Genomic DNA, 22,462 nt, shown 5'->3' on the forward strand with positions numbered 1-22,462 from the left:
GGGGCAGTGCAGGGTGGCGGCACTGCTCTGCGGGCGGTGACGCTGAGCGTGCTGGGGGGGCGCGCTCATCCGCGGCTATGTTCCCGTCATGAGGGAAGCATGGAAGCTGGATCGTATCGGCAGCGCTCTGCGGGGCGAGAACCCTGCGGTGTTGCGACGCCTGGATGCTGGGTTCGCCGTGATCGGGGATGTTCAGTTCCTGCCGGGGTACTCGGTGCTCCTGGCTGAGGATCCGCAGGTGCAACGGCTGTCGGAACTGCCGCGCTCGAAGCGGCTGTCCTTCCTGGCCGACATGGATCTGCTCGGCGAGGCGGTCGAGCAGGCTTGTCGCCGTACGGATCCAGCGTTTCGCCGCGTGAACCTGGAGATCCTCGGGAACACCGACAACTTTCTGCATGCGCACGTATGGCCACGCTTCGAATGGGAACCTCCCCACCTGGTGGGCAAGCCGGTCTGGCTCTACCCGCGTGACCGATGGAGTGACGAGCGCTTCGCGCTCGGCGCGCGGCACGATGCCCTGCGCAAGGCGATCGGCGATCAGCTGGATCGTCTGCGGGCAACGCCCTGAAGGCCGACTGCCCCGACCGGTTCCGCTGAACTCTCTTGGCGCCGCGACTCAGGCCGCGAGCACCACCGGCTCACCGAGCCGTTCGGCGGCGGTCCGCCAGGCATCGGTGACTGCGGCCCGGACCCGGGCCGTGGCAGCGGATCTGCCGCCGTTCAGCCGCAGCGGTGCCCCGATGTGAACGTGCAGGTCTGGCCGGCGCGCGGGAGCGGTGAGGAATCCGGCGATCTGCTTGACCTTGGTGCCGCTGGTGATGATCGCCTTGAGGCCAGGCGTACGGCCTCCCCCTCCGGACCTCGCCCACGGCCGCTCGACTCCCTCTCCCGGGGCGGTGGTGACGGCAACGGTCCGTGCCACCTTCGGGTGGCCTGCGCGCTCCCCGTACACCGAGGCGAAACGGCGTCGCTCACGTCCGGCCAGCGACAACGGCCGGACGAGCCGCTCGCCGCGCGCCTTCTGCCGGAACGGTGCCGCCACCCGGCCCTTCCTGCGCGGCACACTGCGTGCCATGCAGCCCTCGCCGTTCGCCTCGCCAATCCCCTCTCCCCTGCCTGCCGCCCTCGTTCCGGACGTCTCCGGTATCGAGGCGTTCAACGCCGCCTATGCCAAGGCCCTGGACACCGGCGCGGTGTTCGTGGGCATCAGCCGCAGCGGACGGCACTGGGCGGTGAAGGCGGACACCCTCACGGCCCCGGCACACACCGTCGACGAGCCAACGGCCGCCACATTGCGCGATGCCGTCGCCCTGTTGGTCCGAGGCCGCCTTGCGGGTCCCGGCTCCGCGGCCGGTCCGACGTACGTGGTGTTGTACGGCGTGGCCGGAGAAAGCCGGGCCCGTGCGCTCGCCACCGCCGTTCACGCGGCCCTCTGCCGGAACCCGGGGCCCTTGAAGCGGCTGGTGCCACCACTGCATGCCCACGGCGAGCAGGGCTCAGCCCTGCATCGCCATGGCGGTTGACATCGGCGGCGGGCGGGCGGACGTCCGTACCGGATTCGCAGACCTGGTGGGGACCCGGGACGAACGCACGGGCCACGTCAGGGCCGGCGACCCCGGGCGGGGCTGGATCGGGTCAATTCGGTTCAGTTCAGGTCGGTTCGATTCGGTTCGGGTCGGTTCGGTTCGGTTCGGTTCGGTTCAGAGAATGTCCACAAGCTGTCCCAGGGTCCCGCCGAGCACCCTGTCGCGTATCTCGCCCGGAGACGTGACGCGTTCGACGGTGGTGCGGGCGAGCACGGGATCGCCATACGGGGCGTCCGAGCCGAACAAGGTGCGCTCGGGGATCTCTCGGATCGCCATCCGCACGGCGAAGATGATGTTGGCGGTGGACAGTTCCAGATACATGCTCGGGGTGTCCCGTACCAGCTCGATGGCTTCCATCCAGTTCGTACCACCGAGCTGGCTGACCACCAGCGGAACGGCCGGGTACCGCGCGGCGAGACGGGACAGGGTGCGCAGATCTTGCGCGGTGGTGGGGGCGAAGCCGTGCACGACCACCGGCAGCCCGCCGTGGTCGTGTGCCGCCCGGAGCACGGGCTCGATCCGGTCGGCCTGTCCCGGAGGAGGCGTGAGTTCCCCGATGCCGTGCAGCCCGCGGCCCACCACGTCCCGCTCGATGAGTGCCGCGGTCTTCTCTTCGGGCAGACCGAGCGGCACGGAGCCGAACCCGATGAACCGGTCCGGATACGCGGCCAGCGCTTCGTCCATCTCCCGCCAGGCGGTGCGGTAGCCGTCGGCATCGGCGCCGCGGCCGGACAGAGCCTGGTCGAGGACACTCATCTCACGGCGCAGGGAGGCCAGATCGACGGCCCGTTCCGGGTGCGGGCGGGTGAGGAAGAGGACCGAGCGGTCCACCCCCGCGTCGTCCATGTCGGCGAGGTGGCCGTCCACCGGGTCGTGGACATGGCTATGCGCGTCGATGATCACAGGTTCCTCCGAGGTAGTGCAGGCCGCCGGAATGCGGTCGATGGCTGCACTGTTGCTCCCTGACACCATGGGAAGGTCAAGTACAGAAGGAGGAACGGACAGTGCTCATCGGGGAACTGGCCGAGCGGACGGGTACCAGCGAACGCCTGCTGCGCTACTACGAGAAGGTGGGGCTGCTGCACCCCGAGCGTCAGCCCAACGGATACCGGACATACGACGAGATCACACAGGAGACGGTCCGACGTATCCGGTCCCTGCTCGCGGCGGGACTGCCCACCCGCGTCATCCGCGAGGTTCTCCCCTGCACGACCGATGCCGCCGTCGAGCCATGCCCTGGCGTGCTCAACGCGTTGCGTGCCCAGCTACGCACCCTCGACCAGCGGTCAGCCGAAATCGCCACGGCCCGGCAGGCCCTGCTGCAGACCATCGCCAGCACCGAGACCGCAACCGTCGGTCCAACCACCCCGTCGCCTGGGTTGGCATCGTCTCCGCCCTGAGTGCCGGCCACACCATGACCTCTGCCGCGCCTGAGAAAGCGACCGGGAGCGGATGCCGTGCCGGGTCGCGCCCGGCCGTGCCATGTCGCTATGTCGTGCTATGCCGCGCTGTGGTGCCCCGGGATGAACCCAACGGCACCACAGCAGGGCCAGACCGTCAGCTGTTGACGCAGTAGTTACCGAATGTCGGGTTCAGCAGACCGATGACGTTGACGCTATTGCCGCAGATGTTGATCGGAGCGTGGATGGGGACCTGGACCGTGTTGCCCGAGATCACGCCCGGTGAGTTTGCCGAGCCACCAGCCGCCCCGGAGTCGGCGATGGCCGGCGCGGCGAGGGCTCCGAGGAGAGCGGCGGTTCCGAAGGCGACGGCAGCGATACGATGCATAGGAATTCCCTTTTTGATCACGAGAGTTGGCGTTGACTCGGCGGCTGGACGAGTCGCCCCAGAACTGCCCGAGCCGACGTATGAACATGCGCTGATCACCCGAATGAGGGGAGCGTCGAAACTCCGCCCGTACGGGCCCTGACCAGGCTTGTACGGGTGCGCAAGGGGCGCAATACAGGCGCGCACACTGCGCTACTCCGCATTACTCCACATTGGAAAGATCCCCCTGTCTCACATCAGCCGGAACAAGCTGAAAAATGCCTGGTCACTCGACCCGTCGGACAGGCCCTGGTGACCCGAGTCGGAGATTGACCGGGTGTGTTGGGGCGTGTGGGTTGGGGTTACTCAACCTGGATCCGAGCACACCATGGGCTGCTTCGCGCGGCTCTCCGACAGCACGAACGTGGTGGTCGGCGCGCGGTCACAGGAGACCGCATCGGTGCGAGGCGGCAACGCCCCGCCTCCGCCAGGCGCCCGGCTCGCTTGACGTTCCCCTGTTCGCAGGGTGACGGCCGAATCGGTCGCACAACGCAGTCTCACAGGCCTGAAATCTCCATTGCCTCGGCCTCGTTCCCTACCTTATGACTGTCAAGGTGGGTACGGTGGCTGGAATCATTCCATTGCGGCGAGGGCAGGGAAGAGTATGTCTGACTCCATTCTCCATCAGACCATCGAGAATCTCGAAAGTGCCTTGCCCGAACTCGAGGCGCAGGAACGGCAGTTGCGCAGTCAGCTCGACGATGTGGTCCAACGTGTTATTTCCGCCCGCCACGCCCTGGAGCACTTGCGTGTCCTGACCGGCTCCGCCGTTCATCACTCAGAGGCCTCAGCTCCCGACGTGGTCACGACGTCGTCTTCGTCTGCAGGAGTGCCGTCGCCGTCTCCTGACACGGCCGACACCGCAGCTCGCCAGGTTGCCGTCGAGACCGAGGCACCCGCCCCGGCCGAAGCTGCTGCTGAACCGGAAAGGGCAACTGCCGTACCGAAACCGCGCGCAGCGGCGGCTTCGCGGACCAAGCCGGGTAGCGCTACAAAGCGCGGCGGCAAGAAGGCCGTTTCGAAGAAGGGGGCGCCTGCGAGTCCGAAGCCGAAGAAGGCCGCTTCAAAGCCAGAGGCGAAGCGAGAGGCGAAGCCGGCCGTGACCGTGCCGTCGGCGTCCAACGGGGCGGAACGGCTTGTGGATGCCGCGCTGGAGGTGCTGAGGAATTCGAGCGAGCCGATGCGCCCGCGCGATATCAACGCGGCCCTGGGGCGAGAGGCCACCGCAGGACAGATCGAATCTGTGCGGAACACCCTTGAACGCGCCGCGAAGAAGGACAAGTTGGTCACTCGTCCCGGGCGCGGGACTTACGCTGCGGTCTGACACCGCACGTGGCGGGGCTGCGCACAGCCGGCAAGGTTGTGCGCAGCGTCGCCTTCCGGGTTCCGGGGCAAAGGACTGACGCGGACCCGCTTTTCTGTCTGGCACGTGTCATGCGGTATGCGGTGGGATGGGTTTTCGCGGGACGTGGAGACGGCCTTCGCCTGATCATGCGCTCCGGCCAAGGGCGCACGTGATCACCATGACTGCGGTCGGACGCCGCGTGCTCACCGAAGCGGCCGGCGGCGGTGCGGAGCGCGTCCATGCCGGCCTGGGGGAGGTACGGCATCGGTGCGGCGGAGTCTCCGACTCCTCGTGACCGCCGGCCCCGGTAATGGGAAAGGCCGGCGCGACGCCGTTGGCGCCGAGCCGGCCTTTCCGGTGGTGCGTCCCCCTAGAGGGTGCCGAGCCTTCCGCTCGACGGGGCTGGTCAGTCCGTGCCGGACTCCATTGCGGCGCGGTCCAGCAGCTCGTCGTCGTCGGAGACCTGGCCGCGGGAGGCGATGGCCTCGGCGCCGCCCTCCGGCATGGTGCCGATCAGCCCGGTCGCGGCGGCCTGGGCGGCACCGATGGCGGGGCTGCCGGTGCCGATCAGGCCGAGCCCGGCGTACTGCTCCAGCTTGGCCCGCGAATCGGCGATGTCGAGGTTGCGCATGGTGAGCTGGCCGATCCGGTCCACGGGGCCGAACGCCGAGTCCTCGGTGCGCTCCATGGACAGCTTGTCCGGGTGGTAGCTGAACGCCGGGCCGGTCGTGTCGAGGATCGAGTAGTCCTCGCCGCGCCGCAGGCGGAGGGTGACCTCGCCGGTGACGGCGGCGCCGACCCAGCGCTGGAGCGACTCGCGCACCATCAGGGCCTGCGGGTCCAGCCAGCGGCCCTCGTACATGAGGCGGCCGAGGCGCCGGCCCTCGTTGTGGTACTGGGCGAGGGTGTCCTCGTTGTGGATCGCGTTGACCAGGCGCTCGTACGCCGCGTGCAGCAGGGCCATGCCGGGCGCCTCGTAGATGCCGCGGCTCTTGGCCTCGATGATCCGGTTCTCGATCTGGTCGGACATGCCCATGCCGTGGCGGCCACCGATGGCGTTGGCCTCCATCACCAGGTCGACGGCGGAGGAGAACTCCTTGCCGTTGATCGTGACCGGGCGGCCCTGGTCGAAACCGATCGTCACGTCCTCGGTGGCGATCTCGACCGCGGGGTCCCAGAACCGCACGCCCATGATCGGGTCGACGGTCTCGACGCCGGTGTCGAGGTGCTCCAGGGTCTTGGCCTCGTGGGTGGCGCCCCAGATGTTGGCGTCGGTGGAGTACGCCTTCTCGGTGCTGTCGCGGTAAGGCAGGTCGTGGGCGAGCAGCCACTCCGACATTTCCTTGCGGCCGCCGAGCTCGGTCACGAAGTCCGCGTCCAGCCACGGCTTGTAGATCCGCAGGTGCGGGTTGGCGAGCAGACCGTACCGGTAGAACCGCTCGATGTCGTTGCCCTTGAAGGTCGAGCCGTCGCCCCAGATCTGTACGTTGTCCTCGAGCATCGCCCGGACCAGCAGGGTGCCCGTGACGGCGCGGCCGAGCGGCGTGGTGTTGAAGTAGGCACGCCCGCCCGAGCGGATGTGGAACGCCCCGCAGGTGAGCGCGGCCAGGCCCTCTTCGACCAGCGCCGCGCGGCAGTCGACCAGGCGCGCGATCTCGGCACCGTAGGTCTTCGCACGGCCGGGCACCGAGGCGATGTCGGGCTCGTCGTACTGGCCGATGTCGGCGGTGTAGGTGCACGGGACGGCACCCTTGTCGCGCATCCACGCGACCGCGACCGAGGTGTCGAGGCCGCCTGAGAAGGCGATGCCGACGCGCTCGCCGGCGGGAAGGGAGGTGAGGACCTTAGACATAGGAAGATTATGCATAATCACGCATGATCATGCAACGCCATGGCCGTTCGGGTTCCGTGTCGCCAATCGAAGAGACTCACCAGGGCGCGGCACTCCGGTGCGGCAGGCCCGTCGTCGGCGAACCGTCCACGCCGCCCCAGCGCGGGCTGAGCGGTCCGGCTGATCACTCGGCCGCTCGCCGGGCGGGCAGCCGACGGGCAGGCGGGCAGGCAGACGGGCGGGCGGGCGGGCGGGCGGGAGAAGCGCACCTCGCCCCGCCCGTACAGGGGCAACGTAGACGTCGCACAGCCACGCGAAGGTCGCCCAGTCGGTGACGACTCGCGCGTAAGCGACCTGCTGAGGCAGCGTACCGACGTGACGCTGCGGCCGAACGAGCTGTAGCACGCGTGAGCTCGCCATCGTCACGGACGCGGCGCCTCGCATGCCCGGTCCGGAGCCCTCGTCCGGGTGGCGGGAGGTCCTTCGATGAGCACGGCCAGGCCATCGAGCATCATGGTCAGGCCGATCTCGAACAGCTCGTCCAGGTGCAGGTCGTAGCCGGATTCTTCGAGGTCTTCGATGACACGGGTGAACGTCGGATGATCGCCGGACGCCATGATGGACTTGAGGGTGGCTGACTGGTTGTCCAGCCACTCATCATCCGACAGGCCGGTGACGCTCACGGCCTGGGTCGCTCGTTCCATCTGGACCGCGATGCCCTGGATGTGGCTGTAGATGAGCACGTTCAGGTTCAACATGGTCGTCGGGTCGAGGCCGTGGCCGTCAAGGGCGCTCAGCATCCACTCGGAGTAGGTCATCAGATTGGGCAGCAGCAAGGGGCGGGAGATCGGGCCGATCTGCGCCAGCCAGGGATGCGCGCGGTGCAGCGCCCAGAGCGACCGGGCGCCCAGCTCCAGTCGCACCCTCCAGTGGCCGACGGTGCCAGGCGGCGGACAGGGCAGCTCGCCAAGGACGGTGTCAGCCATCAGGAGCACCAGGTCGTCCTTGCTCTTCACGTAGCGATAGGGCGCCATGGTGGCGGAGTTCAGGCGGGCCGCGACGGCCCGCATGGACAGCGCGGCCAGTCCTTCCGCGTCGGCGATCTCGATGGCGGTGGCCACGATGCGTTCACGCGTCAGCTCACGATTCGGCTCACGGATCGGCTCACGGATCGGCTCACGAGCCGACTCGCGCTCCGGGGCGACGGTCGTGCGCGGGCGGGCCGGGTGGGCGCGGCGGTGTGGGGCTGCCACTACGGTGCCCACCCGCGCCTGGGCCTGCACGAGGCCCTCCTGGCGCAGCTCGTTCAGCGCCTTCGTGGCGGTGGCCAGTGCGACCTTCCATTCCCTGGCGATCTGGCGGGTCGAGGGAACCCGGTCGCCGGGGGCGAGTTCTCCCTCGGTGATGCGTCGCCGGATCTCGGCCACGATGCGCAGATAAGGCGGGATCAATTTTTCTGCCACCCGACTCCCCTTTCGTCCTGTACTAGGGCAGAGATTACCAGCGGAGACGGCTGGCCCATCTCCTTCTGACCTAGTACAGATACAGAAACATAGCAGTTGGCGAGCCTTCGAGTACGGCGTACATTCAGCTCCTACCGCATCCAGCGCGCACCGAAATCAGTGCGTACACCGTATGAAGGAGCGTCCATGAAGACCGTACTCATCTCCGGCGCGAGCGTTGCCGGGCTCACTCTCGCCTACTGGCTGCGGCGTCGCGGCTACGCGCCGACCGTGGTCGAACGCGCTCCCGGCGTACGCCCGGGTGGCCAGGCGATCGACGTCCGCGGCGTTGCGCTCGACGTCCTGGACCGGATGGGCCTCTTGGCGGAGGCGCAGCAGGCACGTACCCGGATGCGCGGCATGTCGATGCTCGACGGCGACGGCAACGAGCTCTGGCGCTCCACCGAGATGACGTTCAGCAGCGGCCGGCTCGACAGCGAAGACATCGAGCTGCTGCGCGAGGACCTCACGCAACTGCTGTACCGGCAGACGTGCGACGACGTCGAATACCTCTTCAATAACTCCCTGACCGCCCTCGATCAGGACGCACGCGGCATACACGCCGACTTCGAGCGCGGACCGCGCCGGACGTTCGACCTCGTGGTCGGGGCGGACGGTCTGCACTCGAAGGTGCGGCAGCTGATCTTCGGCCCGGAGCAGCAGTTCCTCCGTCCTCTCGGCCCCCATGTCGCCGTCTTCAGCACCGACAACTTCCTGGATCTCGAAGACTGGCAGGTGTGGCTCCAGGACGGGGCCGCGAGCTACTGCTGCTATCCGGTCCGCAACAACACCGAGATCAGGGCGATGCTCGGCTTCACGTCGGAGCCCCTCGACTACGACTACCGCGACATCGAGCAGCAGAAGTCGCTCCTCGCCGACCGGATGTCGCAGCTGCGCGGGGACACCCCGCGACTGCTGGAAGCCATGTGGGACGCGCCCGATTTCTTCTTCGATGCGATGGCTCAGATCCACCTGGACCGCTGGTCGGACGGCAGGGCGGTGCTGATCGGCGACGCGGCGCACTGTCCGTCGCCGATGTCCGGACAGGGCACCAGCCTGGCCCTGGTGGGCGCCTATGTGCTGGCCGACGAGCTCGCCAGGGCGGACGACGGCCACCTTGCCGCGCTCGCGCGCTACGAGGCGCGTCTGCGCCCGTTCGCCAAGCTCAACCAGGCACTCGCCACCGAGAATCCGGGCGGACCGGCCGCCGAGGAATCCATCGAGCGGGCCAAGAACGCGTTCTCCCTCGATGGCCGGCCGTCGCCTGCGGGGGTACGGGCGCAGGTGTGACGTGATGGGGAGGGCGTGGCGTGAGGGGGAGATGTGGCGTGAGGGAGAGGTATGACGGGGGCGCTGCCCGGCCCCCGGCAGCCGCCGCCAACCACGCCCGCGCAGACCCGCCCGTCAAAGCCCCTTGCCGGTAGCGTCGTTACGGCGATCCGGCAGTGGTGACGATGCCGCTGGGCCGGTCGGCCGGCCGGCGGCGGACCGGGCCGCTCCCTGATACGGCTCCCCGGTGACGGCGTCCGGTGCGGGGAGTTCCGGACGCGACGGCCCCTCCAGATGGCATTGCCGTGCCCCGCGGGCCCTCAGCCGCATGCCGAGGAAGACCATGGCGGTGGCCCCCAGATAGCCCAGTACGAGGATGGCGGCATGCGGCGGAGCGACGTCCGCCGACCACCCCGCTCCCCGCCGTACCCCCTCGAACACGACCCGGTTGACGCTCAGGAAAGCCAGGTGCGTACCGATCGCGGTCCATAGCGGGGCGGGGCCGGGTACCGTACGCGCGGCTATCAAGGTGAGGCCGAAGACGGAGAGCAGCACCAGGTAGGCGAGGGGGTCCTGGCCCCCAGGGCTGAGCCCGACCGGCGGAGACGCCACGCCGACCAGACCGCCCACCCAGGCCTGCACCACCGTGGACGCCGCGGGCACAAGGAGGAAGACCGCCGTCGTGCCCAGCGCCGCGGTCACACCACCCAGCCGGTCACGCAACGAGACCCAGGTGTAGCCCCGCAAGGTGACCTCCTCGGGCAATGCCTCGAGCAGCAGCGCGATCAGGGCGTTGCTCACCAGGAACCGGGCGAGCGAAGCCGGGTCGAGGCCGGACCAGCGGACCCAGCCGGCCGCCGTGCCGGCTCCGAACACAAGGGCCGCGCACGAGCCGGTGACGAGCACACCGCGGAGGACACCACCCAGCGCTCGCGATGCGGGACCAAGTCCCATACGTAGTCCGCGGGTTGGGTGACCGGCGCGTAACACCGGCCTGGTGCGTAACCACCACACCGTCGGCACGGCCAGGGCGCTTACCAGGGTGGCGGGCAGCAATTGTTGCGGAAGGCCGTCGGCGCCGAAAGTACGGGCAAGCGCCGCGCCGAGCGCGTTGCCCGCTCCCAGCGCGCACGCCATCACCGCGCCGCCGAGCAGGGCTCTTGCCCAGACCTGCCACATGGCACCACGAGTATCCGGTTTGTAAGCCGTGGTCATGATTGCTCCGTTCGCTCGCGGCGGGCCGGGAGGTTGGGTGAGGGTGTCCGGTGTCCAGTGCCCGGTGTCCAGTGCCCGGTGCCCGGTGCCCGGTGCCCGGTGCCCGGTGCCCGGTGCCCGGTGCCCGGATGTCAGCCTGGGCAGTGCAGTGCCGGTCACCACCGACGGGCCGGTGCGCCGCTCATTTGGCTGACGACGCTGCCGCCGGTCAGTGGCCGGCCCGCTTGGCTCACGACAGTGCCGTGCGCAGGGCCGCCCAGCCCAGCAGTGCGCATTTGATCCGCGCGGGATGGCGGGCGACCTCGCGGAACGCCGCGGCATCACCCAGTCGCGGTGGCCAGGCTTCCGCCTCCGTACCGCGCCCGCGCAGCAGCGTCGCGAACTCCGTGTGCAGCGACTCGGCCTCCTCTACGGGGTGGCCGAGGACGAGCCCGGCCATCACCGAGGCCGACGCCTGGCTGATCGAGCAGCCCTGCACGTCGTACGAGAGGTCGGCGACGACCGCCTCCGCACCCGATCCGGTCACCTTGACGCGCAGGGTGAGTTCGTCGCCGCAGGTCGGGTTGATGTGCTTGACCTCGGTGTCGTACGGCTCGCGCAGGCCGATGAGCTGCGGTGCGCGGTAGTGGGCGAGGATGACCGCCTGGTTCTCCGGCGTCAGCCGCATGCCACGGCCTCCGCTCCGTCTCCCGTGGCGAAGAGTGCCTGTGCCGCCTCGATGCCCGCCGCCAATGCTTCGATGTCCGCGAGGCCGTTGTAGAGGTAGAAGCTGGCGCGCACGCTGGCGGGCACGCCCAGGCGGCGGTGCAGTGGCCAGGCGCAGTGGTGCCCGACGCGTACCGCGATGCCGCGTGCGTCCAGGACCTGGCCGACATCGTGCGGGTGGACCCCGTCGACGACGAAGGACACCGCACCGCCACGGTCCTGCGTGGTGGCCGGCCCGAGGATACGTACCCCTCGCATGCCCGCGAGGGTGTGCAGCGCCGCCTCGGTGAGCCGCTGTTCGTGGGCGGTGACACGATCCATGCCGACCTCGGTCAGATAGCCGATCGCGGCCGCCAGCCCGACCGCCTGGGACGCCATCGGGACGCCCGCCTCGAAGCGCTGGGGCGGCGGGGCGTAGGTCGCATCCGCCATGCGGACGACCTCGATCATCGAACCGCCGGTGAGGAAGGGAGGCATGATCTCCAGCAGCTCGCGCCGGCCGTAGAGGACGCCGACCCCGAAAGGGCCGAGCATCTTGTGCCCGCTGAACACCGCGAAATCCACGCCCAGTTCTCGCAGGTCGACCGTGGCGTGCGGCACCGACTGGCAGGCATCCAGCAAGGTGAACGCGCCGACCTCGGCCGCGCGGGCCGCGATGCGGCGCACGGGATTCACCGTGCCGAGCACATTCGACTGGTGGGTGAAGGCGACCAGCCTGGTCCGTGCGTTCACCACCTCCTCCAGGTCGGACAGGTCCAGCCGCCCGTCGTCGGTGATGCCCAGCCAGCGCAGGGTGGCGCCGGTACGCCGGCACAGCTCCTGCCACGGCACGAGATTGGCGTGGTGCTCCATCTCGGTCACCACGGTCTCGTCGCCGGGTCCAAGCCGGAAGCATGCGGCCTCCTCCCCCGCCGTGGTGGCGTTGTTCAGGGCGTACGCGACGAGGTTGATGCCTTCGGTGGCGTTCTTGGTGAAGACCACCTCGCCGGGATCGACACCGACGAAGGCCGCGACCACGGCGCGGGAATCCTCGTACGCCTCGGTCGCCTCCTCCGAGAGCTGATGTGCACCGCGGTGGACCGCGGCGTTGGAGGTCTCGGTGAAGGCCCGTTCGGCGTCTAGGACGGCGGCGGGGCGCTGGGCGGTCGCACCGGAGTCCAGGTAGATCAGCGGCCGGCCGTCGGAGACACTACGGCTGAGGATCGGGAAGTCCTTACGAAGCAGGGCGGGGTCCAGGGCCGGCTCCCGGGCCGCGGTTCGCCGGGCGGGGCCGGGCGCGGGCGTCGACGCGGTCATGCCGAGGCACCGGTGGCGGTGGTCTCACCGGCGGTGGCGGTCTCGGCGCCGCCCGTGGTCTCGCCGGCGACCGAACCGAGTTCTGCGAGCACCTTGTTGGTGGTCTGCAGACACAGACCACGCGCGCACACGGTCACGCCGTCGCTGTCGGCTTCATCCGCCAGGTCCAGGAACTTCGGGTTGAAGCTCTCGATGCGCTTGGTGCGCACACCCGCGGCGTAGTCCTGGGGTGAGGTCCAGCACAGATCCTTGTAGGACGAGGTGTGTTCCGGGATGACGGCCGGGTCCTCCACCTCGAGCACCGCACCGAACATCAGCAGCGGTTCGAAGAGCGGTTCGGGCGACTCGGGGTCGGCCGTGGGCCGGTCGGCGACATAGCTGAAGCCGGCTCCGATCATCGAGAACCGGCAGGTGCCCAGCGGCTTTTGCCGAGAGGCGGCCTCCATGGCGGCCTCGCAGCCGAGCTTGCGGGCGAGCAGATCGCCCACCAGAAACGAGAGAGCCGACGACGGATCGGGGATCACGTGCCGTTCCCCCTGCTCGGGGAATCGGGCCACGGTCCGCAGGTCGTCCGCCCTCAGCTCGGTGAGATGAATCGGCGCCAGCTCGGTCGCCGATGACGCGATGCCGTCGGCGTAACATCGGGCGAATTCGAGCGGCAGCATGCTGGTCGGCGTGCTGATCACGTTGGGGTGGGTGGGGTTGGTGTCCGCCCGGCGCGTTCCCGTTAAGACACTCAATCCATTACCGGCGATTGATCTCCGGCTGGTGTTTGCCAGGACGGTGCACTGGAATACCGGCTGCCACAGCGTACCGGGCGCCAGGCATTCAGCGAGTGTCGCCGGACCGCGGGAGCGAAAACCGGTCAATATTCCGTCGAGTTCAGACTCGGCGTAGAACTTCGCCATGCAAGCTCATCCCCTCGATGATAATAGGCTTCACAGGAACGTAATAAGTTGGCCAGAACACTGTCAACGATTATTTCTGGACAGGCGAGACGGAGCAGCAGGTCGAAGTACGTGATGACCACAGGCCATCCGCCGCCCCCCTCTCAACTGACCGAAAAATGCCATTCATGGCGTCGGTGCTAAAGTCCGGCGCGGCGGCAACTGTGGCCGCATCAAGGATGCGTAGAGGATTGGGGAATACGGCATGCGGAGCGACCTCAGGGAAGTTTTCGACTTCATCGCTTTCAGCGCTCGCCTACGAGGAGTTGAACGCCACAACAACGCAACTGCCGACCGCAAGGAGAGCGTGGCGGAACATTCCTGGCACCTGGCAATGATCAGCTGGCTGCTCCACCAGCAGTTCGAGCGGGAATTCGGTCATGCGCTGGATCTGGAGAAGATGCTCAAGATGTGTCTGATGCATGATCTCGTGGAAATCGAGGCGGGAGACCCGTCGGCGTGGACCACCCAGCACAGCGCCGACCACACCAACGAAAAGGCCCGTATCGAGGAAGAGGTCGCCCAGCGCCGCTTCACCCCCCTCCCGGGCCCGCTCGGCACGGAATTCCTGGACCTGTGGCACGAGTACGAGGCGGGGCGCACACCGGAGGCGCGGCTGGTCCGCGGCGTGGACCGCCTCAACCCTGCTCTCATGCGCCTGCTCACCGGCCAGGGATGGCAGGACGTCGGCGCGGACGCCACGGCGCTCGACCGCCTCCAACTCCCGCGAGTGCAGGTCAGTGAGACGCTCACCGCGCTGTACGAAGAGGTCCGGGATGCGGCGGTGAAGCAGGGCCTGCTCCCCGCCGCATCCTGACGACGCGTTAGGCCCGGATCAGCGGCGGGGCCCGGAGCAGCGATGAGGTCAGCGATGACTTACGGCACTTCGCTGCGACACGGCAGCGCAGCTTCGCATCGCAGAGCTTCGTATCGCAGCTTCGTAGCGCAGAGCTTCGTAGCGTGCCTCCGCGCGAGCGGGGCGCCATCGGCCCCCGCGCCTGCCGCCATGCTCGCGCTTCCCCACCGCGGTGCACCGACCCGCAGTCCCACCGCACCCGCTTGACCACTTGGCCACTTGGCCGTTCTCAGGCCACGGGCGGCCGGGCCCGTCCATCCGGGGGAACAGTCGCAGCGTGGGGCACAAACAGGCTCAACCGGTAGGTGGTCGGCTGGACCAGGCGCCCGCAGAGCGTGTCGATGCGGGTCATTGACCAGTCAATCTCCGGGCGCCCGGCCTTTAGGCGTGCCACCTGGGCGCGCCACTCCGACGGATCCTGGGTCTCGACAACCACTTCCCAGTGCCCCGCCTCAGCAGCGAAGCGGACGGCTGCCTGCTGACGAGCCTCCTGCTGTCGCTGCTTTCTCTTTCTCTGCCCTGGCATGGGCCCAGCATCGCGGCCGACGCTCACCACGGCAAGTTCTTTGCCCTACACCGCAGTTCAGCAGGCCGCCCCTTGTGTCGGTCTTTGGCCGTGCAGCGCACCTACATGCGTTATCCGGGCCATGGGAAGCCGAGCGCCTCGGCGTGCTCGCGGCTGCCGCCCCTGACCTCCGCGTACGTCTTCGGGTCCGCCGTAGCAAGGAGACGTAGTGCGGCGGCGGCCCGGTCCTCGGGGGATGTGCCGTCGTACGGGAGGCTCCAGATGAACTGCAGCCAGGGTCCGTCCTTGTCCCTCTGCCCCGCGGCGAGACCCGGCCAGTACGTGAAGGACAGCACGGTCAGGTCGGGGTCGGTGAAGTCGGTGCCGACCCACCCCGGGCGGGCGTCCCACCGGGTGAGGAGGTCCGGCCGGTCGCGCAGGCCTGCGGCGATGAGCCGCGCGGTGCTCCGGGCCGGCCACGCCCAGGAATGGTCATTCTCGGCACGCGCGATCTCGGCATCGTAGTCGGCAGCATCGAAGCGGTACTCGGGGAGTTCGGGCGGGGGCTGCCGGGAAGGCGGCGTGACCGGGCGGCGCCAGTCGCGCCATACGACGTGTTGGCCTTCGCGGCAGATCGTGACGTAGAGCGCACCGCAGCAGCCCTCGGTGCAGTAGGCCTCGGCGAGCTGCACTTCCCGTGGATCGTCCGTGGCCCGCAGGCGGCCGGTGTCGAGCAGGTACTCCGGGGAGTTGGCGGGGCCCTTGCCGAACGCGTCCGGCACCAGGGGACGGCCGTCGATCAGAACCCTGGCCTCGACGGTGTCCGGGTCTGCCGGATCCCGCACGGCGACGTCGACCCGGAACCGGGCCGCCGTCACTCGGCAGTTGAAGGGCTGACGTGCGGTACGTCGTATCCAGTGGGTCCGGCGGCGTTCGGCGGCATCGGTGGGTTCGCCGGCCGGTACGGCGGCCCAGGCGGGCGTATTCAGTACGGACTCCAGGGCGTCCAGCAGTGCCTGGCGCTGTCCGGGCCGCCAGTCGAGGAGAGCGCTGGGGCCGCTGTGCAGGTCAAGGGCGAGGGAGAGCAGGGTGGCGTAGTGGTCAAGGGTCGGGGGAAGTTGGGAGGCTCGCGCGATGAGCGCGTCGTAGGCGGTGACGGCTTGCCGGTAGGCGAGGATCTCGGCCTGGTAGTCGCGCAGACTCGTCATCCGGGACAACAGACGTCCCGCCTGGGCCAGGACCTGGGTGCCGACTGGATCCTCTGGATCCTCTGGATCCTCGCTGAGGAGGTCGGCGAGCCGGACGGCTTCGGCGATCTTGCGGGCGGTCGAAGGCCCCACGGCGCGGGGCCCGAGGGGAACCGCCGTCAGCCACGTGCGGGCGGCGTGGTCGTCGCGCGCGATGAGGGCGTTGACCAGGTGGCGCAGTTCCTGGGCTTCGGCGTGATGGCCCAGCCACACCAGGGCCGCGGCCGGACAGTCGAGGGAGGTGAGCGCCTCGGCAGCCGGACGGGCAAAGCCGCGCAGCAGGCCAAGGACTTTGAGGCAGGGCACGTCCTCCGGCTCGCCGAGGCGGGCCAGGAGCCCTACGCCGACGCTCACGGCCGGCGTGCTGGTACCCGTACGCACCAGCCGGCGGCCGAGAGCGCGGGCTCTCGCCTCGTCCTCCAACGGCATTTGGGCGACCACGGCACGAAGGTGACGGTCTCGCACGCCCAGTTCGTCGAGGCGTCGGTGGATCTCGTCGGCAGCGCGGTCTGTGTCGGGGGCGACCAGCAGGGGGGCAAGAGCCTCCCTTACGGCAGCTTGCGCCTCAGCCCCGCCGAGGCTGCCGCGCCGCTGCGGTGGATCGGGGAGGGGGTAGCCGCCCTTGGGCAGACGGCCGTCGGGCTCCGCGCGCTGCAGGCGCAGGGCGTATTCATACAGGGAGGGCCGAGGGGCGGGCACGCCGCCCTCTTCCGGGGCGCTCACCGGGTGGGGTGGGACTCGATTCCGTAGGTCATACGGAGATCCTTTCAGGCCTGTCCGGTCGCGTGCCAGCGAATTTCGTACCGCAGGTGGGGCCTTGAGTGCGTCTTCCCGTGCCGCGCCTTGTCGTGTGGTGCCCTGGGCTCCGGGCGGGAGGGCTACAGGGCGGGAGGGCTACCGGGCGGGAGAGTACGGCGGCTCGCTCGCCTCCAGACAGGTCACTTGAAGGCGGCGATATTGCGCGCCGTCCACTCGGCGAAGGTGCGGGGCGGGGCGGGGCGGGGCGGCCGAGGATCCGCTCGGCGTCGGGGCTCACCCGCTGCTCAGCGGCTGATGGGGTGCCATCAACCAGTTGAAGACTCCACCCGGCAGGCATCTTCATCCGGTCCGCCCGGCGGTCCGACGGCGGCGCCGGCCGGCAGCCGAAACGGACCCGCCCCTCCTGTCATAGGCGGGTGCTTGAATGCCTGGATGGACCCAGAGACCACGCTCTCCGCCCTGCGTGACTTCTGCGCCGAACGCCTCGGCGCAGGACTCGCCGCCCGCTTCGTTCACCTCGCCCTGGCTCGGTGACCTCCTCCCGGCCGGGACGGGCCTGCTCAATTTCTTCTGCCCTCACGACCATTCCTCGCGCCGACCAGCGGTCAGCCGAGGGGAAGGGCAGCGCCTGAGCGTCTGGCGTCTCGAGGGGCCGACCACCAATAGGATCTCTGTCCATGCGTATGTCCATGTCAACTACGGGGAACTTGCACGGCAACGACGACGGGATGCTCACGCCTCCGCCCAGCCCCAGCCCCAGCCCCAGCCCCAGCCCCAGCCCCAGCCCCAGCATCAGAGGCCGTGTCTTCGGCACCGTTGCCATCCTGGCGGCTCTCCTCATCTGCGGTATTGCCGTGTCCCAGGCCGCCGTCGCGGCCGGATTCATGGGCGTCAGCGGGAAGATGACCGTCAGTGAGTGCCACGGCGGAGCGGGGCATCGCGGCTCACGGCACTGCTCTGGGACCTTCCATCCCGACAGCGGCAGGGGCCGCGACCGAGCAAGCGATCCGAGCGCCAGCGTGACCAGCGGCGAAGCCGAGCCAGGCGACACCATCAAGGTCCGCTACAGCAACGGAGGGTATGTGGCGGCGGGATTCGGATCTGCCTCAGGCATGATCGCGTTCGCCTTCTTCGGACTGCTCATCGGCTCAGCTGCGTTGCCCGTAGCGGCGAGTGGTATCTATCCGCGAAGGGACGTGCCTCTCCAGAGCATCTTCGCGGCCTTGCGCGGGAGCTGGGTCGTTCGCTTCTCGAAATGGCTGTCCGTCATATCCCTGGCTGGCATCGCGCTCTTTGCCTATCTGGCCTGGTTGTTCTGACACTTCGCCGGAATCTGCTGCTCCTTACGCCCCGATTCGCGAACGCTCCACCGTGGAGCGCTGCATCACACGATCCGGGCATGGCGGGTCGGGCCACGCGATACGGCAAGACGCCCGCCAACTCCACGGCGCGACTTCAGCTGCGCGGATCCATCATCTGGATGCGCAGCCTCAATCCGGGAGCAGCGGTATCGGCGTCCGACTGGCGGCCGGACGTCGATACCGTCAGGTCAGGTCAGGCCGGTGACGTGACGGCCCGGCCGAGATGCCGGGCGAAGAACCGGACCGCGCTGTCGGCCTCGAACCTGGGCAGCTCCTTGTTCTCGGTCACGCACGCACTCTTCGGCCCAAGGTGTGCTTCGTGCCCACCGCCAGCGGCGATGCCCCCGCCTATATCGAGCAATTTCTCAACGCGCTCCGGTCACGCAGGTGTGAGCCCAGTGTCTTGCCGTTGTTCCAGCGGGAACTCGACAACGAGGCCTTGCGCAGGTTCCTGCTCTCCCAAGATGTCGTGTACGTCGGTGGCGGCAACACCGTGAACCTGCTGGCGTGCACACGGCGTGGACCGGCTGCTGCGCGAGGCCTACAGCCGCGGAACGCTGCTGTGCGGGATCAGCGCCGGCGCGAACTGCTGGGCCGAGGGCTCGCATACAGACTCCTACGGACCCTTGACGTACTTGCCGGATGGGTTGGGCCTGCTTCCCGGCTCGGTCTGCCCGCACTACGACAGCGAACCGGGCCGCCGTTCCTCCTACCAAGCGGCCGTGGCGTCCGGCGCACTGGCCGCCGGGTGGGCGCTCGAGGACGGCGTCGGTGCCCTCTTCTCGGAGGGCCTCTTGGCGGAGACGGTGACCCGCTCGCCGCGGGCCAACCTGTATCGAGTAGAGCCGGACGGTCGAAACGGAGTCAACGAGCGAGCCCTGCCATGCCGCCTGTTCACCGAAGCGCCTTGACTCCATTCATCGTCGTCCTGCGGCCTGCTGGGGAGCAACTGGGCAGGTTAACCGCCTGGTCACGAGCGGGATGAGTGACCAGGCCGGGTGGGCGTCGCTGCGCTGCGGGAGTCGCTCGTAGTGCGGCGGATGGCGAAGAAGCTGTCCGGTTGCGAGGAACGCCGTCTCAGCCATGCCGGCTCCCTCAACCGCACAGCGCAACCTGTTCACCCTGTTCAACCTCATCAACCACCTACTTGGCCATTGCCTGGAATTCCGGCCGCGGCACGCGAACTCCCCCCAATGATCACCAAGTGCCAAGTAATTTGGCAGAGTTGGCAGGGTTGCCAGGGAATGATGACCAGCCTGGGAGGGGTATTCATGCGTGCCATGCAGTTCGAGCGGTTCGGTGGCCCGGAAGTCCTGACGGAGACCGACGTACCGGAGCCGGTGGCGGGGCCTGGCGAGACCCTGGTCGAGGTGGAGGCCGCGGGCGTCAACTTCGGTGACATCAAGCAGATCGCGGGCGAGCAACCCGATGGTCCGTACGCGCCGAAGGGCCCACTGCCGCGCATTCCCGGCCTCGAGGTCGTCGGCCGGACCGCAGACGGTCGGCGAGTCCTCGGCCATGTCCTGCAGGGTGGCTACGCCGCTAAGACCGTCGTCGCCGACCGCGACCTGGTCGCCGTACCAGAGGGCGTGAGCGCGGGCGAGGCGCTGGCCCTGCTCGTGCAGGGGTTGACGGCGTGGCATGTGTTGCGGTCTGTTGCCCGCATGACACCCGGTGAGAGTGTCGTGGTCCATGCCGCCGCGGGTGGGACGGGCAGTCTCGCTGTCCAGCTGGCCCGGGAGTTCGGGGCGGGACGGGTCATCGCCACGGCGTCGACCGAGGAGAAGCGGGCCATCGCCCTCGAACTCGGCGCGGACGCGGCGATCGACGGCGGCTCGGAGGGCTACAAGGAGCGGGTCCTCGACGCCAATGGCGGCCGCCCGGTCGACATCGTCCTGGACGCCATCGGTGGACCTGTCCTCGACGCCTCCTTGGATGTACTGGGATATCTAGGGCGACTGGTTACGTACGGAGCCTCGTCCCGGCAGGCCGCCTCCGCTATCGCGCCGAGCCGCCTCGCGGTGGACAGCATCACCATCGGCGGCTTCTGGCTCGTCCCGCTGCTGGTCAGGAACGGGGCTGGAGGGGCGGCGCTCGAGGAGTTGCTCGACCTCACGGCACGGCGACGCCTGCGGCCGCTGGTCGGCGCGGAGTACGACCTGGCGCGCGCTCGCGATGCGCACAAGGACCTTCTCGGCCGACGCACAAAGGGGAAGTTGGTCCTCCTCCCCCGGAACTGATTCTCCGTCTCTTCTCACCGAAGGAACCCGGTTCCGTGGTCTGTTGTCCACCCGCGCAGGTCCGTCGCATCGGCCGAAATTGCCCCCGCGCCGGGCCCAACCGCAGGCTCGCTCGCCCATACCCCTTCGCTCCGGAGGTCTGCATGCGCCCGTATGGAAGCGAGTGCTCAGTCACCTGACCTGTGTGCATTCACGTCAACGGGGCGTTGGTCCGCGCGTGCCCTCGGTCATCCGGCACAGGGCCTTCGGGGACATGATCAGATGCATGGCGGGACCGATGCTGAGCGCACTCAGCGCACTCAGCGCGATCAGCAGCACTGCGGCTTGAGGTCCGGCAGGTAGGTGTCCCACTCCTCGTGAAAGGCGTCCAGGTACACAATGCCTGCCACTTCGTTGGGGAACAGCTGCGTGAAGCGGCGTGCGTAGGCCCCGCCGAGCGAGTGCGCAACCAATACGTAGGGGCCGGGTACCTCACCTGACGCAGGGTCAAGGTCAACTCGGCTGGTCGAGGTGCGACCGTCCGGCCTCGACATCGCCGCGGCGCCCGCCCACCCTGCCTGACCGCCCGCCCACCTGCCTGCCTGCCTGCTGCCTGCTGCCTGCTGCCTGCTGCCTGCCTGGGAGATCTTGGAGGTGGGTGTCCCCCGGAGCGTCAGGGCTCCGCGAGGGTCCGTAGCCAGTACGTGGCCTCGCCCGGCGTGCCGAAGCGCATCACGTGCAAAGGGGCGAAACGAGGATCCTGGACGCGTCGATGAATGCCGTCTCGGCGTGCCGCATGCTGAGACCATGCCCACCATGCGGGGTGATCGCGTCGGAACCAGTCCGTCAGCTTCTCGCGGTTGCCTCCGAAGATCCGCTCACGCAGCAGCGTCCGCCGTAGCGACCGTCGCACGATGCGCGGCATAACAACACGCCTGGGGTAGTCCAGCCACACCACGGTGTCGGCACGCTCCCACAGGAGGTCGCGGACCTGGGGATAGCCGAACGAGTCGAAGACCCAGGCTGGAGTGGACGTGATCTGGGCAACCTGCTCGGCGAACTCGTGGTTCACGGCCCAGCCAGGGCCGGCGAAGTACAGGGCGTCCATCTCGTGGTACGGCACCGCGAACCGCGTACTCAGGGCCCGTGCCATCGTGGACTTACCGGCCCCGCTGATACCAACCACAAGGATGCGTTGCATCGACGCAGGATACGCAGCCAACCCGGGACGCACGCCGGCCCTCCCGCGCTGCTTCGCAAGCCTGACTCGCCCTTCGCGGAACGCGGCTACGACCACGACATCCGCCACTGCCACCACTGCCACCATCGGGCTCACGCTCGCGGCATCACCCCGGCTACCAGCCGCCGCCGAAGCGCTCGGCGTCGCTGGGGACTTGGTGCAAGACAGACCGCCTTATCACCGCTCAGCGCAACATTCAGGCGCTGGCGTTGATGCGTGAGGGCGCCGGCGTGCCGAGGCCCAGTCTTCACGAGTGTGTTGACCTCCTGGACCAACGTTTCACCGCCTTGCAGCAGGAACCAAGGAGTCCGTCGTAGTTGCGAGCGAGACGGCTGTGCTGCGCGAGTCATCCGGAGAGCCGCTCGACGATCCGTCGCTGTGGGGTGACGTTGAATCCGTGGGCGTCCGTCCGACCGGCGCAGGGCCCACGGGTAAGTAGTCGGCGGTCAGCCATGCCGTGATGGCTGTCCCGGCCGGCTCACCCTAGGCCGAGCGATCTCCTAGATGTGTGGATGGGCTGACGGAAGGCTGGGCTCCTCGTCGTCCAAGCGTCCTCGAGCGAAGATCAGCTACGCTGACCGCTGCCGGCGGCGCGGGCGGTGTCCGCACGCCGTGGGAACCCTGGTGCCGGGGGTGCCTTGCCGCAGTTCATGAGTACCGGCCGGGACCGGCCGGAGCCCAGCCTGACGCAGCTCGCTGTGACCGCGGCGATGAGCAGCGGATGGACGGGGTGAAACCTGGCGGTCAGGTCT

The 22,462-nt window shown here is 68.7% G+C and carries 19 protein-coding genes and 2 pseudogenes; 9 read left to right on the forward strand and 12 right to left on the reverse strand.

Going from position 1 to position 22,462, the window contains the following annotated elements; genetic code table 11:
- Positions 1-88 precede the first annotated feature (88 nt).
- Positions 89-568, forward strand: a complete 480-nt coding sequence (locus ACZ4S3_RS32415; protein ID WP_467940702.1) for a diadenosine tetraphosphate hydrolase — start codon at positions 89-91, stop codon at positions 566-568.
- Between the two features lie 48 nt (positions 569-616).
- On the opposite strand, the gene ACZ4S3_RS32420 is transcribed toward ACZ4S3_RS32415, so the two are convergent.
- Positions 617-1,075, reverse strand: a complete 459-nt coding sequence (locus ACZ4S3_RS32420; RefSeq protein ID WP_467940704.1) for a hypothetical protein — start codon at positions 1,073-1,075, stop codon at positions 617-619.
- Between ACZ4S3_RS32420 and ACZ4S3_RS32425 the strand changes: the two genes are divergently transcribed.
- Complete coding sequence (locus tag ACZ4S3_RS32425) at positions 1,074-1,523, forward strand: hypothetical protein (protein ID WP_467940706.1); 450 nt, start codon at positions 1,074-1,076, stop codon at positions 1,521-1,523. The two genes, ACZ4S3_RS32420 and ACZ4S3_RS32425, sit on opposite strands and share 2 nt — an antisense overlap.
- A 177-nt stretch (positions 1,524-1,700) precedes the next feature.
- Here ACZ4S3_RS32425 and ACZ4S3_RS32430 read toward each other — a convergent pair whose 3' ends face one another.
- On the reverse strand, positions 1,701-2,489 hold the full coding sequence (locus ACZ4S3_RS32430; protein ID WP_467940708.1) for an amidohydrolase family protein: 789 nt from the start codon (positions 2,487-2,489) through the stop codon (positions 1,701-1,703).
- Between the two features lie 101 nt (positions 2,490-2,590).
- Here ACZ4S3_RS32430 and ACZ4S3_RS32435 point away from each other — a divergent pair, with 101 nt between their 5' ends.
- The gene (locus tag ACZ4S3_RS32435) at positions 2,591-2,986 is read left to right on the forward strand and encodes a MerR family transcriptional regulator (RefSeq protein ID WP_467940710.1); all 396 of its coding nucleotides are present in this window, start codon (positions 2,591-2,593) and stop codon (positions 2,984-2,986) included.
- A 157-nt stretch (positions 2,987-3,143) separates the two neighbouring features.
- Here the strand turns inward: ACZ4S3_RS32435 and ACZ4S3_RS32440 are convergent, their stop codons facing one another.
- Positions 3,144-3,374, reverse strand: coding sequence for a chaplin (locus ACZ4S3_RS32440; protein ID WP_467940712.1), 231 nt, complete (start codon positions 3,372-3,374; stop codon positions 3,144-3,146).
- A 643-nt stretch (positions 3,375-4,017) separates the two neighbouring features.
- Between ACZ4S3_RS32440 and ACZ4S3_RS32445 the strand changes: the two genes are divergently transcribed.
- Complete coding sequence (locus tag ACZ4S3_RS32445) at positions 4,018-4,737, forward strand: hypothetical protein (RefSeq protein WP_467940714.1); 720 nt, start codon at positions 4,018-4,020, stop codon at positions 4,735-4,737.
- Positions 4,738-5,164: 427 nt separating this feature from the next.
- Here ACZ4S3_RS32445 and argG read toward each other — a convergent pair whose 3' ends face one another.
- The 3 genes and pseudogenes from argG to ACZ4S3_RS32460 form a co-directional block, all read right to left on the reverse strand.
- Positions 5,165-6,610: an argininosuccinate synthase gene (gene argG, locus ACZ4S3_RS32450; protein ID WP_467940716.1), complete on the reverse strand. Its 1,446-nt coding sequence runs from the start codon at positions 6,608-6,610 to the stop codon at positions 5,165-5,167.
- 246 nt (positions 6,611-6,856) lie between these two features.
- Positions 6,857-6,946, reverse strand: a pseudogene (locus ACZ4S3_RS32455) (GNAT family N-acetyltransferase); the annotation flags it as partial.
- A gap of 65 nt (positions 6,947-7,011) precedes the next feature.
- On the reverse strand, positions 7,012-8,052 hold the full coding sequence (locus tag ACZ4S3_RS32460; protein WP_467940718.1) for a GntR family transcriptional regulator: 1,041 nt from the start codon (positions 8,050-8,052) through the stop codon (positions 7,012-7,014).
- Positions 8,053-8,238: 186 nt separating this feature from the next.
- Between ACZ4S3_RS32460 and ACZ4S3_RS32465 the strand changes: the two genes are divergently transcribed.
- Positions 8,239-9,381, forward strand: a complete 1,143-nt coding sequence (locus ACZ4S3_RS32465; RefSeq protein WP_467940720.1) for an FAD-dependent monooxygenase — start codon at positions 8,239-8,241, stop codon at positions 9,379-9,381.
- Positions 9,382-9,495: 114 nt separating this feature from the next.
- Here ACZ4S3_RS32465 and ACZ4S3_RS32470 read toward each other — a convergent pair whose 3' ends face one another.
- The 4 genes from ACZ4S3_RS32470 to ACZ4S3_RS32485 form a co-directional block, all read right to left on the reverse strand.
- Positions 9,496-10,575, reverse strand: a complete 1,080-nt coding sequence (locus ACZ4S3_RS32470) for a CPBP family glutamic-type intramembrane protease (RefSeq protein ID WP_467940722.1) — start codon at positions 10,573-10,575, stop codon at positions 9,496-9,498.
- Positions 10,576-10,804: 229 nt separating this feature from the next.
- Positions 10,805-11,242 carry a Fe-S cluster assembly sulfur transfer protein SufU gene (sufU, locus tag ACZ4S3_RS32475; RefSeq protein WP_467940724.1) on the reverse strand — a complete coding sequence of 146 codons (438 nt, stop codon included), beginning with the start codon at positions 11,240-11,242 and terminating at the stop codon, positions 10,805-10,807.
- Positions 11,233-12,576, reverse strand: coding sequence for a cysteine desulfurase (locus ACZ4S3_RS32480; RefSeq protein WP_467940726.1), 1,344 nt, complete (start codon positions 12,574-12,576; stop codon positions 11,233-11,235). Before ACZ4S3_RS32480 ends, sufU begins: the two co-directional genes overlap by 10 nt.
- Positions 12,573-13,484, reverse strand: coding sequence for a hypothetical protein (locus ACZ4S3_RS32485; protein ID WP_467940728.1), 912 nt, complete (start codon positions 13,482-13,484; stop codon positions 12,573-12,575). Before ACZ4S3_RS32485 ends, ACZ4S3_RS32480 begins: the two co-directional genes overlap by 4 nt.
- Positions 13,485-13,728: 244 nt before the next feature.
- Here ACZ4S3_RS32485 and ACZ4S3_RS32490 point away from each other — a divergent pair, with 244 nt between their 5' ends.
- Positions 13,729-14,340 carry an HD domain-containing protein gene (locus tag ACZ4S3_RS32490; protein ID WP_467940730.1) on the forward strand — a complete coding sequence of 204 codons (612 nt, stop codon included), beginning with the start codon at positions 13,729-13,731 and terminating at the stop codon, positions 14,338-14,340.
- Between the two features lie 675 nt (positions 14,341-15,015).
- Here ACZ4S3_RS32490 and ACZ4S3_RS32495 read toward each other — a convergent pair.
- Positions 15,016-16,830 carry a hypothetical protein gene (locus ACZ4S3_RS32495; RefSeq protein WP_467940732.1) on the reverse strand — a complete coding sequence of 605 codons (1,815 nt, stop codon included), beginning with the start codon at positions 16,828-16,830 and terminating at the stop codon, positions 15,016-15,018.
- A gap of 914 nt (positions 16,831-17,744) precedes the next feature.
- On the opposite strand from ACZ4S3_RS32495, the gene ACZ4S3_RS32500 reads away from it, so the two are divergent.
- From ACZ4S3_RS32500 to ACZ4S3_RS32510, 3 genes and pseudogenes are all read left to right on the forward strand, one after another.
- Positions 17,745-18,209: a hypothetical protein gene (locus ACZ4S3_RS32500; RefSeq protein WP_467940734.1), complete on the forward strand. Its 465-nt coding sequence runs from the start codon at positions 17,745-17,747 to the stop codon at positions 18,207-18,209.
- Positions 18,210-18,474: 265 nt separating this feature from the next.
- Positions 18,475-19,162 (forward strand): annotated as a pseudogene (locus ACZ4S3_RS32505) (Type 1 glutamine amidotransferase-like domain-containing protein).
- A 360-nt stretch (positions 19,163-19,522) separates the two neighbouring features.
- A complete protein-coding gene (locus ACZ4S3_RS32510) occupies positions 19,523-20,491 on the forward strand; it encodes a quinone oxidoreductase family protein (RefSeq protein WP_467940736.1) in 969 nt (322 codons plus the stop codon).
- Between the two features lie 652 nt (positions 20,492-21,143).
- On the opposite strand, the gene ACZ4S3_RS32515 is transcribed toward ACZ4S3_RS32510, so the two are convergent.
- The gene (locus ACZ4S3_RS32515; protein WP_467940738.1) at positions 21,144-21,671 is read right to left on the reverse strand and encodes a P-loop NTPase family protein; all 528 of its coding nucleotides are present in this window, start codon (positions 21,669-21,671) and stop codon (positions 21,144-21,146) included.
- Positions 21,672-22,462: the final 791 nt, after the last annotated feature.

It is taken from the genome of Streptomyces sp. NPDC028368, assembly GCF_055565615.1.

Excerpts from the sequence above, each read along its gene's own strand:
- ACZ4S3_RS32510 (WP_467940736.1), top strand. The coding sequence starts at position 19,523 with ATGCGTGCCATGCAGTTCGAGCGGTTCGGTGGCCCGGAAGTCCTGACG.
- ACZ4S3_RS32490 (WP_467940730.1), top strand. The coding sequence starts at position 13,729 with ATGCGGAGCGACCTCAGGGAAGTTTTCGACTTCATCGCTTTCAGCGCT.
- ACZ4S3_RS32445 (WP_467940714.1), top strand. The coding sequence starts at position 4,018 with ATGTCTGACTCCATTCTCCATCAGACCATCGAGAATCTCGAAAGTGCC.
- sufU (WP_467940724.1), bottom strand. The coding sequence starts at position 11,242 with ATGCGGCTGACGCCGGAGAACCAGGCGGTCATCCTCGCCCACTACCGC.
- ACZ4S3_RS32465 (WP_467940720.1), top strand. The coding sequence starts at position 8,239 with ATGAAGACCGTACTCATCTCCGGCGCGAGCGTTGCCGGGCTCACTCTC.
- ACZ4S3_RS32415 (WP_467940702.1), top strand. The coding sequence starts at position 89 with ATGAGGGAAGCATGGAAGCTGGATCGTATCGGCAGCGCTCTGCGGGGC.
- ACZ4S3_RS32440 (WP_467940712.1), bottom strand. The coding sequence starts at position 3,374 with ATGCATCGTATCGCTGCCGTCGCCTTCGGAACCGCCGCTCTCCTCGGA.
- ACZ4S3_RS32485 (WP_467940728.1), bottom strand. The coding sequence starts at position 13,484 with ATGGCGAAGTTCTACGCCGAGTCTGAACTCGACGGAATATTGACCGGT.
- ACZ4S3_RS32480 (WP_467940726.1), bottom strand. The coding sequence starts at position 12,576 with ATGACCGCGTCGACGCCCGCGCCCGGCCCCGCCCGGCGAACCGCGGCC.
- ACZ4S3_RS32515 (WP_467940738.1), bottom strand. The coding sequence starts at position 21,671 with ATGCAACGCATCCTTGTGGTTGGTATCAGCGGGGCCGGTAAGTCCACG.
- argG (WP_467940716.1), bottom strand. The coding sequence starts at position 6,610 with ATGTCTAAGGTCCTCACCTCCCTTCCCGCCGGCGAGCGCGTCGGCATC.
- ACZ4S3_RS32470 (WP_467940722.1), bottom strand. The coding sequence starts at position 10,575 with ATGACCACGGCTTACAAACCGGATACTCGTGGTGCCATGTGGCAGGTC.
- ACZ4S3_RS32420 (WP_467940704.1), bottom strand. The coding sequence starts at position 1,075 with ATGGCACGCAGTGTGCCGCGCAGGAAGGGCCGGGTGGCGGCACCGTTC.
- ACZ4S3_RS32425 (WP_467940706.1), top strand. The coding sequence starts at position 1,074 with ATGCAGCCCTCGCCGTTCGCCTCGCCAATCCCCTCTCCCCTGCCTGCC.